Source organism: Mucilaginibacter terrenus (assembly GCF_003432065.1).
In the GTDB taxonomy this organism is placed as follows: Bacteria; Bacteroidota; Bacteroidia; order Sphingobacteriales; family Sphingobacteriaceae; genus Mucilaginibacter; species Mucilaginibacter terrenus.
Genome location: NZ_QWDE01000005.1, coordinates 1 through 13068 on the forward strand (window position 1 = coordinate 1; position 13068 = coordinate 13068).

Below are 13068 nucleotides of genomic sequence, written 5' to 3' on the forward strand. Positions count from 1 at the left end.
TTATTTTTTAATTTTTTTGCTCTTTTCTGTTCCCCTATTTCAATTAACTACCGCAATTTCGTTGCCTCATTTGCGGAGTGCAAAGGTGCAAATATTTTTAACTCCTGTCAAGTGTTATTTTCACTTTTTTTGAAACTAATTTTTATTTGCTAAACCTTCAAAAAACGACGCCCTTTCTATTTGAGCGGATACAAATGTAAGCAGAAACACCCTCCCGGCACAAAAGAATTTTAAAATAATTAAAACAAAACATAACTCGTTGTAAACTAATATTAAACAACCCCAATTACTGTGGTAATAAGGCCTACATGAGTTGCAAACTGGATTCTCCATCTAGAAAAAACGGCCTAAAAACGCGTAAAAAGCCGCATTTCGCTCTTAGCGGCTTCTGAAAACGCCGGAAAAAGGCGCTGCTTTTTTGTGTAAGTTTGATGTTGATATGGAAAAAAACATCTTTCCTCCGCATTTTTTAGATTCGTTAGCCAGCGAGCAGGGCTTCGAAATACAGACTTTTGTTGACGCACATGCTAATGAATCATCTTTAACCTCCATCAGGCTTAATCCATTTAAACCATCTGAAACAAAAACAGGGCAACAGGTGCCTTGGTGTACAGATGGTTTTTACCTGGATAGCCGCCCATCTTTTACATACGACCCCCTGTTTCACGCCGGATGTTATTATGTACAGGAGGCGTCATCAATGTTCATCGACCATATATTAAATACTATAAGACCAAACAAGGACGAACCCATAAAGGTGCTTGACCTTTGCGCAGCGCCAGGTGGAAAAAGCACGTTGCTTAATTCGGCATTGCAAAACAGTGATCTGCTGGTGGCAAACGAGATTATAAAAACACGTGTACCTATATTAACTGACAACCTAAGCCGGTGGGGAACGAGCAACGTAATAGTAACCAGTAACGATCCACGGGATTACTCCTCATTAAAAAACTTTTTTGACGTAGTATTGGTTGATGCACCCTGCTCGGGATCAGGAATGTTCAGGAAAGACCCCGATGCTATGAGCGAGTGGAGCGAAGCAAATGTAAACCTTTGCCATCAACGGCAGGAACGTATACTGGCAGACATCTATCCGGCCCTTACGGAAGATGGTTACCTTATATATAGCACCTGCTCTTACTCGCACCAGGAGAATGAGGATATTTTAGACTGGCTATGCACAACGTTTAAATTGGAGACCGTACGTATACCTATATATAAGGAGTGGGGTATTGTAGAAACGCAATCGCCAAACCAAAAAGCATGGGGATACCGGTTTTACCCGGGCAAGGTTCAGGGCGAGGGTCTGTTTGCAGCCTGCCTGCGTAAGCGCGAAAGCAGCACCGGGCAAAGCAACTACAAAAACAACGCCCAGCAAAAGTTACCTGCCAAAGAAATGGACCAGGTCAATAGTTACCTTGAGAATCCGGATAGTTTTTACCTGTTTAAGGTAGCTGAGGACTGGTTGGCCATAAACCGCGAGCATAAAGAAAGCCTGAACTTGCTGCACCGGCATCTATATATAAAGAAGTCTGGCGTGCGTATTGGTAAGCTTGCCGGTAAAGACCTAGTCCCCGATCACGAGCTGGCACTAAGTTTACTTATTAATAAGGCTACTGTATTATCTACCCCATTAAACAAGGAGCAGGTGATACAATACCTCCGCAGAGACAATATTGATATAGCTGTTAATGATAAAGGATGGAGTTTGATGACTTACGAAGGGCATGCGCTGGGTTGGGCCAAGCTGTTGCCGAACAGGATAAATAATTATTATCCGAAGGAAATAAGAATAATGAGCACCCTAACCTCTTACCCCCCAACCCCCTAAAGGGGGAGCAGCATCAATTACGCTAGATATTCTTCCCGTCAATTATTCTAAAGAACTCGTCGCGGTAGGTGTCGCCTACCGGGATGATCTTGTCGCCGATGAAAATGCGGGAGCGCTCTATACTATCTATTTTATTGATGGCAACAATATAGGACTTATGTACACGCATAAAATGCCTATCAGGCAATGCATCTTCCATCTTTTTCATACCCTGGAGTGTGATAATGCGCTCGCCGGGCGTGAAAATAGAAACGTAATCTTTTAAGCCTTCTATAAACAGGATATCGTGCAGGTAAACCTTTTGGATTTTATGCTCTGTTTTCACGAATGTAAAGTCCGTCATGAAATCGTCCTGCTGCACGGGCTCTGCTGCAACTGGCACTGGTTTGGTGACCGGGCAAATAATAGACTGCGCCTTTTGCGCCGCTTTGTAAAACCGGTCAAAAGCAATAGGCTTCAACAGGTAGTCGATCACATCAAGCTCGTACCCTTCCAGCGCGTACTGCGGATATGCTGTAGTTAATATAACTTTTGTTTTGCCATTGGCAATCCTAAGAAACTGTATGCCAGTGAGCTCGGGCATTTGTACATCAAGGAAAACCAGATCAATACTACCATCCTGCACCATGGTAAGTGCTTCAATTGGGTTAGTGGTAGCTTTTACCAATTGTAGGAAAGGCACTTTGGAGATATAGTCTTCCAGTATGTGGAGGGCCAGCGGCTCGTCGTCAACTACAAGGCATTTAATCATGGCTATAAAACTAATGATAATTGACAAGTGTAAGTGTCGTCCTCATCCCTAATTTCTAAATTATATTTAGATGGATACAGGAGATCTAACCGGCGTCGAACGTTTATAAGCCCTATACCACCGGATGCATCACGATTATGGCTGTGTTTTTTGTTCTGCACAAAAAAGTACAAGTGACCATCGGTAAGATTTATCCGAAGAGTAATGGGTGAGGCTGGATCATTAGCCACGCCATGTTTAAAAGCATTCTCTATAAAAGATATAAGCAGCAGCGGCACTATCTGCTGATTGGTAACTTCGCCGTTAACCTCGTAATTGATAAATGCCTTGTTACCAAAACGAATTTTTTGCAGGTCGATGTAGTTTTGCAGGTACTGCAGTTCTTTTGCTAAGTCAACCTTGTTATCATTACACTCGTAAAGCATATACCGCATTATTTCTGACAGCTTTAGAATAGCTTCCGGCGTGGTGTCGCTTTTTTGATACGCTAGCGAGTAAATACTATTAAGCGAGTTAAATAAAAAATGCGGATTGATCTGCGATTTAAGAAAGGATAGTTCAGCACTCAGGCGCTGGTTTTCTAAGTCGCGCTGTACGCGTTCGTTCAGGAACCAATCTATAGTGAACTTAAGAACGGTACTTAAAAAAATAAAGATAAGGGTAGTAAATATAGTACTGGTAAAATACGACCAAAAGCCGATCACCACTTTATCCTTCATGCGCATAAGCACGTCGTGCTTAAATGCAAATGCCACCCCGTACTTGGCTAAACCAAACACGACAACTGTAATTACCAGAGCAAGGGTGTAAGTCTTGTACTTTTTATTATCAAGAAATCGAGGCATCAGTACCAGGTAGTTAATATAGAATATCCCGATATTAATTAACCCGAACACAGCAAAGAGGACCACAATGGTTTGCATAGACATGCGCGCATTGTTATGGGCAATAAACATGAAAAAGGAGATCATGGCCACCCAAAAAAGTACATGCCAGAAAATTTGCCAGCTTTTTTTCATCAAATATATATACGTACTAACCGCAACTAAAGTAATATTTAGCTTCGAATTGCTGCTGATATTATGCTGGTAACAACTCATTAATCGACCAACTGGCTTTTAAAATCGATGAACAGGGTTTAATCACCAAAACTGGCGTTCATCTACAATTAGTGGCTGTTGGTCTAATTGATTTTACCACCCGGTGCATTTAGTATTCCTTTGTAGTATCAAAATCAATCACACAATGAAAAAGTTAGTTTCCAACTCAAACCCATTTATCTTACTGCTGGCACCTGTATTATTTGCCATTGTAATGGGGGTAAGCTACCAGTTCGAACAAAAAACAGAAAAATTTACTGCTGCACATACGTCTGCTGCTCAGGCTAAATCGCTTTTCTTTAAAGGCGTTGCATTAGTAAAAACGGTTGCATCAATATCTAAAGAAAACGTATGGTAATCCGCACCGAAGGATTATCGTTCAGCTTTGGTAGCCAGCAGGTTGTTAAAGCACTATCATTACAAGTACCGGAAGGAAGTATCTATGGCTTCCTAGGGCCAAATGGCGCCGGCAAGACCACTACTATTAAAATGCTGCTCAATCTGCTTAAAACAGATGAAGGCAGCATTTTTGTTTTTGAGCAGGAACTGCAAACCAACCGGATAGATATACTTTCTAAAATAGGCTCGCTTATAGAGCAGCCCGCTATTTACGGGCACCTTACAGGACGCGAGAATCTTATTAACCGGGCCATGCTCCTTGGGGTTAAAGAGGCACGTGTTGATGAAATGCTGGCGCTGGTAAAACTCACCAATGCGGCCAGCAAAAAAGCCAGGCAGTATTCGTTGGGGATGAAACAGCGCTTAGGCATTGCACTTGCACTATTAAGCGACCCTAAGCTGTTGATCCTTGATGAGCCTACCAACGGTCTGGACCCAAACGGAATTATAGAGATACGCGAATTGCTTATCCGCCTTACCCGAGAGCACGGCAAAACTGTCTTCATCAGCAGCCACTTGCTTGGCGAGATAGAACGTATGGCTACACACGTAGGTATTATTAATAACGGTGAGATGCTTTTTCAGGGTAGCATAACCGATCTTGAAGAGATCAGCCAGCCGCAGGTATTCATCGAAACAGAAAACACCGCGGATGCCGGCAACCTGCTCACCAAAAATGGCTATACTGTTTCCGCCATTAACACCGAAAGCCTTACGGTTCCATTTATATCTAAGAAGCAAATGGGAGATATAAATGCGCTACTTAATCGCGAGGGCATTACGGTGTACAGCATTAATAAACAACATAAAGACCTGGAAAACCTATTCCTGTCCATAACTCAAAAAGCCTGATCACGATGAAAGGATTTTTATTATCATTCCGGTCTGAATTCTACAAGAGCCGCAAAACAGCTGGCTTTTGGGGTGCTGTAATATTGCCGCTTGTTATTAGCATTCTTGCTTTTCTGGCATTTTTTACCAAGAGCGAGAAATTTGCTATGGCCCCTGCAATGACACTGTGGGTTCAGTTTTCTGCAGTTAGCCTCAGCAGCATGGGCTCATTGCTTTTGCCTATGTTCACCATATTTATTGCTTATTCAGTAAACAACGTGGAGCACAAAGCCGATACCTGGAAGACCATTTTTAGCCTGCCTATTTCGCGATGGGCAGTATACAGCGCCAAGTATTTCTATGCTCTGTTTTTGATTTTTTTGTGCCTCACGCTATTTGTTGTATTTACTATAGCCTTTGGTAACTTTTTAAGTGTTTTAAAGCCAGAGTTGAAGTTTAACGAATATCACATGGAAGCAGAAATAGCACAGGTGTACTTTAAACTGTTCCTTTCTGCACTTGGCATATTATCTATACAGTTTTTGCTTAGCTTGCTTTGGAGCGACTTCTTAAAACCAATGGGACTAGGGTTTGTCGCAACTATAACAGGAGTTATATTGGCATCCAACAACTGGCAATATGCCTACCTTTTCCCTTATTCGCACCCGATTGGTGCTCTTAAAACAATGATAAAGACCAATAAAGGCAAAGCTAACGACCTGGTTATAGATGTTTTTACTCAGGATGTTTACGTGAGTGTCGTTATATCAGTAGTGGTATTTGTACTTGGATACTATATTGTACAACGCCGGAGTGTAAAGTAATATCAAGGGTATTTATTTAAAAGTAATTGAAGTAAATAAACAAGACGAGCGGATCATTAGTCCGCTCGTCTTATTTATCGGTTGACTATTAGCTCACTGGTTTTGGAACCACGGGCAAGCTCTCGTGACCTGCTGCATCCACCGCTTGTACGGCAAACAGGTAATTATCTTTTGAGTAACCAAGCTTTGCTTTGGTATCTGTTACAAAAAACTTCTTTTCCCAATACGGACTGATCGTTTCTCTCATCAGCACATAGTAACCTGCGGGAGCTTTCCCTTTTGGCGCATCCCACTTTAGCTTTGTTTTGTTCGTAAGGTCGCTGGTGATGATACCTACATTGCGCGGTTGTGCGGTAGCCAAGGCCAAGTTAGCCAACACCGAAAGGTTCATTCGGGCTACCTTTTGTATGTAGTCGTAATCTGCAAAATCGGGCAGATCGCCGTACTCGATACCGTTCTCTTTTCGTACGTCCTTATGCTGGCGATTAAAGTCTTCGTTCATCTCCGTAACACGTACGGCTGCAAAGCCTTGTTCAAGGAATGGCAGATGGTCGCCACCACGCAGGTAACGGTCTGTCCGGTAAATGAGCTTTACATCCAGCTGATCTACATAGCGCTCGCCTGTTTCTTTCACATAGCGGGCTAACTGGCGGGACGTTCCGTCATTCTCTCCACCTAGCGATTTTAGTGCGGCAATCTCCTTTTCGGTAGCGGCAGTCGGCACACCGTCGCTGAAAACACGTACACTGCGGTTATCTTTTAGCCCTGTTTCCATGCCGTAAGTATTTCCCACTATATCATTGTTCAGCACGGCATCTACCTGCCAGCCCTCTGCTTTGGCACGTTTAGCTACATTGGCAGACCCATAAAGCCCTTGTTCTTCACCAACAACTGCCATGAAGATTATTGTCGCCGGGAAAGAACGCTTCGACATCACGCGAGCAAGCTCCATGGAAACAGCTGTTCCCGAAGCATCGTCAACGGCGCCGGGAGCAAAGGAAGCAGAATCCATTGCCTTTGTTGCCCGTGAATCATAGTGGCCGGAAATAATATAGATCCGGTGATCGGCAGTATCGGTACCTTTAAGTATTGCCAGTACATTCTTCATCGGAGTGGCTTTAGTAAGCCTACGGCCTTGCGGCTGTACAAAAGCGTCAAACTCTACCTTCATTCTGCCATTTGATGCTGCCGCGTACCGCTCGTACTCTGCTTTTACCCAGTTGCGTGCGGCACCTATGCCCGTAGTTTTGCTGGTGGTGTCGCTTAGCGTATGCCGGGTTTTAAAGCTTACCAGCTTACGTACTATAGCTTCAATGTTTTTTGACGATACCTCATCTACCATTTGCTTAATACCTGCATCCTGTTTAACAACGGTTTGTGCCGAAGCAGAGAAAACAATAAACATTAACAGCAGAGTGGCAATCTTTTTCATATGGCAATTTAATTATTCGGCGTCCTCGCCTTCTACTGTCTCTAAAATGTTACCCGGCTGTTTAAAATTGCTCTTTACAAAGTGGCACCAGTCACACTCTTTTTTGCCGCAGCCTTTATCAAACTCATGATTCATTATTTTTTGATAAACAGAGGTGATCTGGCCTGTTACTTCTTCTATGTCCTGCGGAGAGATGACAATCTTTTCTTTAAAGTACTCATCGTTCACCGGCTCAACAAAATCGAACACGGTATTCACTACCTGCCATTCGTTTGTGCGGTCGTTATCAACCAAAATTTTATAGAATACAGCCTGCCGCCAATAATCGCCGCCGTAAGGGTTGTCGTTTGTTGGTCGCAGCAGTTTATCTTTGGCGTTGCGCACCCGGCCGGTCTTATAATCTACCACGGTTACATCTTTCCCGTCAAACTCCATCTTATCCAGGTTGCCCTTTATCGGCACACCTTCCACCTCAATATTCTTTATACTGCGTTCTGTAACTGCAACCTTGTTCCAGTTAGGTGCATTCAATTCGTAATATGCTGGCAATATCTTGTCCCCGTAATCCACACGCAACTTGAAATCTGCTTTTGTGAAAGAGTCGCGGTTGCGGTACATGTACCAGTGAAACTCTTTTAAAAACTCCTCTGTCGGCATAAACTCGTTACCAAATTCAGGCAACCTGCGATAAGCCTTGTTCAAGGCCCAGTGCACGGCTTGCCCAAAAGTGGCCGACGGACTTTTTCCTGACGGTACTCTTATTAAACACTGGAAGTAAAATCTCAACGGGCAATCCAGGTAATTACTCAGGTGAGTAACTGATAAAGTATAGTTTTGCAGCAGTTGATTAATATAGTTTCTATCCAGCAATTCAACCACCGGTTTGTCTTCAAGGTTAAACTGTGTAGCTATAAACCCTATCATGTCGTCTTCTGCGACCTTTGGGTACATAGGTTGTAAGTGCGACTCGGCCAGTATCTCTCCTATAAATTGCGACGCTTCCTGATCTTTACCTTTGGCGTCCTTTGCCGCATAGGATATGTTCAGGCATTGTTTAGCCCGGGTAACGGCTACATAAAACAAACGGCGTGCTTCTTCCTTCAGTGCTTCTTCGTCAGATTTGGCGCTGGTTAATGTATCAGGATAGCTGAAGCCGCTGTTGCGCCCTTTACTGTCCCAGGTCTTTTTATCGCAGCCAATAAAGAATACGTGCTCAAATTCCAATCCTTTTGAACCGTGTGCGGTAAGGAAGTTAATGCCATTATCACTGAAAATAGTTTTATTTAGCTCCATTCTGATGTTGTTCTTCTTCATCAGTTCTATGGTAGCAATTAAATCAGCAAGTTTAATCTCCGGGTTCTTTCGGCTTTCATCTTTTAAAAAATCAAAAAAGCTGGTAAGCATTTGCATGTGCGTGCCTTTATCCTGCTGCTGCATAATGTACTTCAAAATGCCCATCTTGGAGATCACCTCCTGGAAAAGTTGCTGCAGCGTGATACTAACGGCCGAGCTAAGCAACTCATCAATGTTATTGATAAGGTACTTCATAGGCAAGTTTGGCTGTGTACCAAACAGATCGGTCTGCGGATTCACCCGCAACTCGTGTATGTAGCGGCGCAAACTGGTAACGGGCTCATCCTTCCGTACCGTTGCAAAGTTTGCTTTTGAAACTGCTACACTAGCTTTTGCGATCTCAATAGGCGGAATGTTAAAGAAGTCGTAATGCAGGATTTCAAAAAGCAGCTCGTCTCCACTGTAAGGCGAATCAAGTTCCATGGCCAGGTACCGCAGGATGTTGGTTATCTTCTCGCCAAAGGGAATGCTGAGCACATCAATCTTGCGCTTGGTATTTACTGCAATCTTTTCAGATTCCAAAAAGGTCAGCAGATCTTCTACCTGACTATGGTTACGGTATATTACGGCAATCTCACCCGGAGGAATACCTTTCGCCACCAGCCGCTTTATCTGCATGGCTACGTCAACCAGCTCTTGCGCGGGGTTCTCATATTCCTTAATCATTGGCTCTACAACCAGCTCTTCAAAGCGGGGATGTGACGACCGAAGGTTCTTATCAAGCCTCAACTGAGTGGTAAGGCGCTCGCGGTTGTTGTTGATCAGCGCTCTAGAAATATCGAGGATGTGCTGATTTGAGCGATAGTTATGCTTAAGTACTACAGTATAAAGCGTATCTACATAGTCACCTGCAAAATCAAGGATGTTTTTCATATTAGCACCCTGAAATTTGAAGATAGACTGGTCGTCATCACCTACCACAAAAACGTTGGGCGTATCCCAATAATTCAGCAGGAACCTTAACAAATCATTTTGCGATCCGCTGGTATCCTGGAACTCATCTACCAAAATGTACTGATACCGTTCCTGGTACTTGCGTAGCATTTCATCATTCTCGCGGAACGCTTTCAACACCCACATGATCATGTCGTCATAATCATACCTGCCACGGTGCTTCATTTTAGCGATATAATTATCGTACTCGCTTACCGCAGCAAGCAACTTGCTCATGGTTTCGTTAGCCTTATCTATCTCCTTTTGCTTAGGATCGCCTATTTTTATCCCTGCTTTTGCATTAGCTCGTTTGTATATAAACTCTTCGCGGTTTGGCAGATCTTCCAGGTATTCTTTTACGGCTTTCTCTATTACGTCGCGGCTCCAGTTCTCGCGCTTCATGGTGGAGAAAAGGCTTTTTAACCGGGGAGCATCATAGTAGATATCACCTGTAAAACGCTTAAGCAGGTGATCATTGGAAAACTCATCCACCAGTTCACGAAACAACATAGCAGATTCTAGATCGGATAATGCTTCTAAGTTTAGCTTGCCAAAATACTCCAGGTTCTCCTGTATAATGTCATTACAAAAAGCGTGAAAAGTGTAGATGTTAATACGATACGCATCCGGACCAATAAACTGGAACAGGCGCTTGCGCATGGCTACAGCGCCGGCGTCTGTATAGGTTAGGCAAAGAATCTCACTTGGACGAGCATCCGTATCGGTCAGTATTTTACCAATCCGGGCAGCTAATATCTGTGTTTTACCCGTACCTGGGCCGGCAACCACCAATACCGGGCCATCCATTTTATTTACAGCCGCCAATTGTTCGGGATTAAGTCCCGCAAGGGCTTTTTGAAAATTATCGTTGTATTTGTTAGAAGTAGCTTGCATAATCTTAAGTAAAAATACTAAAAATTATAGCTTAAGCTTCAGGATCGTCTACAAACAAAAATAGCGATGATATAACCATCGCTATAAAATAATGTATAATGCCGCTTTTACTTCTGCCTGAACCAAACCTGTATTGGTGCACCCGAAAACTCGAAGTTCTCACGAAGTTGATTTTCTATAAAACGATAATATGGTTCTTTAACATACTGTGGCAGGTTGCAAAAGAAAGCGAACATAGGCGATGTTCCGGCGATCTGCGTAGCATACTTAATTTTAACGTACTTGCCCTTGATAGATGGCGGCGGATATTTCTCAATAATCGGCAACATCACATCGTTAAGTTTTGAGGTAGGCACTTTTCGTGCGCGGTTGTAATAGACCTGATTAGCAGTTTCGATAACTTTTAACACACGCTGTTTCTCGGTTACAGAAGTAAATACGATTGGCACATCGGTAAAAGGTGCTGTTTTCTCGCGTATGGTTTCTTCAAAAACCTTAACGGTTTTGTTGTTTTTCTCAATTAAATCCCACTTGTTAACTACTATAACAATGCCCTTCTTGTTCTTTTCTGCCAGGTGGAAAATGTTCATGTCCTGCGCTTCAAAACCTTCAACGGCATCAATCATTATAATTACGACATCTGCTTCTTCCAGCGCTTTAATAGTACGCATTACCGAATAAAACTCGATGTTCTCTTTCACCTTGGTTTTCTTGCGCAAACCGGCAGTGTCAATCAGCATGAAATCATGCCCGTACTTGTTAAAATGTATGTGAATAGAATCGCGCGTGGTACCTGCAATCGGTGTAACTATGTTACGCTCCTCGCCGATTAATGAGTTTATGATAGAGGATTTGCCGACATTAGGCCGGCCGATAATGGCGTACTTAGGGCGGGCGTTTTCTTCCAGTTCCACGTCCTCGAAGTGCTTAACTACCTCGTCCAGCAATTCCCCCGTTCCTGAGCCAGTCATAGACGATATGGTATAGATCTCACCAAGGCCCAGGCTGTAAAACTCGGTAGAATCAGCCAACTGGCTGTTGTTGTCCAATTTGTTAACTACTACAAATACGGGCTTTTGGCTGCGGCGCAATAAGGTGGCTATCTCGTCATCCAAATCGGTAATACCCGTGGTAACATCCACCATAAACAGGATAACGCTTGCCTCTTCAATGGCGATGATCACCTGTTCGCGTATAGCAGCTTCAAACACATCTTCAGAATTGGCTACATAGCCGCCTGTATCAATAACGGTGAACTTGTGGTCTGTCCATTCTGATACGCCATAATGCCTGTCGCGTGTTACACCGCTAAAGTCATCAACAATGGCTTTACGGGTTTCGGTAAGGCGGTTATACAGGGTAGATTTACCAACATTCGGGCGACCTACTATAGCTACTATGTTACTCATGATTATTGAGAGTGAAGAATTAAGAGTCAGGAATCAGGACAACTTTACAAAAGTCGGTATCCGGTCTTAATTATTGAATTCATTATTTAATTTTTCATCTTGAATCTTGATTCTTACATCTTGATTCTGTTGCACCTATTCGTACCCAAACTTCTTCAGGTAATTTTTCTTGCTGCGCCAATCAGGAATAACCTTAACAAACATTTCCAGAAATACTTTACGCTGGAAAAACTCTTCCATGTCCCGGCGGGCGTAGGTGCCGACAATCTTCAGCATTTTTCCGCCTTCGCCAATTAGTATGTTCTTTTGAGAATCGCGTTCAACGATGATCTCGGCACTTATCCGGTGCAGTTTCTCACCTTCCACAAATGCTGTTACAACCACCTCTGCACTGTAAGGTATTTCCTTTTTGTACTGTTTCAGTATCTGTGCACGTATCATTTCCGATGCGAAGAAGCGGTCGTTCCTGTCTGTTAAAGCATCCTTTTCATAATATGGGGGATGCTCAGGCAGGTACTCCAATATAAAATCCATTATGGCTTTTATATTATGATCATGCAGGGCAGATATCGCGAACACTGCTTTTGGCTGGAGTTTTTCCTGCCAGTAAGCAGCCTTTTCTTTTACCTCTTCCTCGTTGCTGAGGTCGATTTTATTAATAAGTATTACAACAGGTGCATCCGAGCGTTCCAGCTTTTTCAAAACGTCCTGCTCGTCGTACTCCTCTTTGATGTCTGTTACAAGCAATATCAGGTCGGCGTCTTCTATTGAACCTTCTACCTGGTGCATCATACTTTCGTGAAGCGCGTAGTGCGGTTTAATGATCCCCGGCGTATCAGAAAACACGATCTGGTATTCGGGTTCGTTAACAATACCTAATATTCTGTGGCGCGTTGTCTGTGCTTTTGGGGTGATGATAGACATCTTTTCTCCCACCAAAGCATTCATAAGGGTTGATTTACCCGAATTGGGCTTACCAATTATACTTACAAAACCTGCTTTATGCGCCATAAAAAAATAAATTAAAATATTTTTGGACTGCAAAGAAACGAATTATATCTTTGCAGTCCAATTAAAAACAAAGCGAGATTGCTTTTTTGATAATCGGAGCAAACATTTCGGAGGTTATGACCGTTATGTAAATACAAAACAATGCGGGATGGAGCAGTTGGTAGCTCGTCGGGCTCATAACCCGAAGGTCGTAGGTTCGAGTCCTGCTCCCGCTACAAAAGTTAAAAGGCTTTTCTTAATAAGGAAAGCCTTTTTTGTTTCAACAATTTTACCCGGATTTTAGCCGACAGTGTTCAAAAG

At 43.1% G+C, this 13068-nt stretch carries 10 protein-coding genes and 1 tRNA gene; 5 read left to right on the forward strand and 6 right to left on the reverse strand.

Annotated features, from left to right (window positions below; all coding sequences use genetic code 11):
- Positions 1-439 precede the first annotated feature (439 nt).
- Entirely contained in the window at positions 440-1831 is a 1392-nt protein-coding gene (locus DYU05_RS18775) for a methyltransferase RsmF C-terminal domain-like protein (protein WP_117384698.1), read from the forward strand.
- Positions 1832-1853: 22 nt separating this feature from the next.
- Here the strand turns inward: DYU05_RS18775 and DYU05_RS18780 are convergent, their stop codons facing one another.
- Together DYU05_RS18780 and DYU05_RS18785 are read right to left on the reverse strand one after the other, a co-directional pair.
- Positions 1854-2582: a LytR/AlgR family response regulator transcription factor gene (locus tag DYU05_RS18780; protein ID WP_117384699.1), complete on the reverse strand. Its 729-nt coding sequence runs from the start codon at positions 2580-2582 to the stop codon at positions 1854-1856.
- Positions 2583-2584: 2 nt separating this feature from the next.
- Complete coding sequence (locus tag DYU05_RS18785) at positions 2585-3601, reverse strand: sensor histidine kinase (protein ID WP_117384700.1); 1017 nt, start codon at positions 3599-3601, stop codon at positions 2585-2587.
- 226 nt (positions 3602-3827) lie between these two features.
- Here DYU05_RS18785 and DYU05_RS18790 point away from each other — a divergent pair, with 226 nt between their 5' ends.
- From DYU05_RS18790 to DYU05_RS18800, 3 genes are read left to right on the forward strand one after another with little or no spacing between them, the layout of a single operon-like run.
- A complete protein-coding gene (locus tag DYU05_RS18790) occupies positions 3828-4040 on the forward strand; it encodes a hypothetical protein (protein WP_117384701.1) in 213 nt (70 codons plus the stop codon).
- Positions 4034-4933, forward strand: coding sequence for an ABC transporter ATP-binding protein (locus tag DYU05_RS18795; RefSeq protein WP_117384702.1), 900 nt, complete (start codon positions 4034-4036; stop codon positions 4931-4933). Before DYU05_RS18790 ends, DYU05_RS18795 begins: the two co-directional genes overlap by 7 nt.
- Before the next feature lie 5 nt (positions 4934-4938).
- A complete protein-coding gene (locus DYU05_RS18800) occupies positions 4939-5736 on the forward strand; it encodes an ABC transporter permease (RefSeq protein WP_117384703.1) in 798 nt (265 codons plus the stop codon).
- An 88-nt stretch (positions 5737-5824) separates the two neighbouring features.
- Here the strand turns inward: DYU05_RS18800 and DYU05_RS18805 are convergent, their stop codons facing one another.
- The 4 genes from DYU05_RS18805 to era all read right to left on the reverse strand — a co-directional run bounded on the left by DYU05_RS18805 (position 5825) and on the right by era (position 12768).
- The gene (locus DYU05_RS18805; protein WP_117384704.1) at positions 5825-7168 is read right to left on the reverse strand and encodes a M20/M25/M40 family metallo-hydrolase; all 1344 of its coding nucleotides are present in this window, start codon (positions 7166-7168) and stop codon (positions 5825-5827) included.
- Positions 7169-7180: 12 nt separating this feature from the next.
- The gene (locus DYU05_RS18810) at positions 7181-10348 is read right to left on the reverse strand and encodes an ATP-dependent helicase (protein ID WP_117384705.1); all 3168 of its coding nucleotides are present in this window, start codon (positions 10346-10348) and stop codon (positions 7181-7183) included.
- A gap of 107 nt (positions 10349-10455) precedes the next feature.
- Positions 10456-11757 carry a ribosome biogenesis GTPase Der gene (gene der, locus DYU05_RS18815; RefSeq protein ID WP_117384706.1) on the reverse strand — a complete coding sequence of 434 codons (1302 nt, stop codon included), beginning with the start codon at positions 11755-11757 and terminating at the stop codon, positions 10456-10458.
- A 135-nt stretch (positions 11758-11892) separates the two neighbouring features.
- A complete protein-coding gene (era, locus tag DYU05_RS18820) occupies positions 11893-12768 on the reverse strand; it encodes a GTPase Era (protein ID WP_117384707.1) in 876 nt (291 codons plus the stop codon).
- A gap of 142 nt (positions 12769-12910) precedes the next feature.
- Here era and DYU05_RS18825 point away from each other — a divergent pair.
- Positions 12911-12983: transfer RNA gene (locus DYU05_RS18825), tRNA-Met, on the forward strand.
- Positions 12984-13068: the final 85 nt, after the last annotated feature.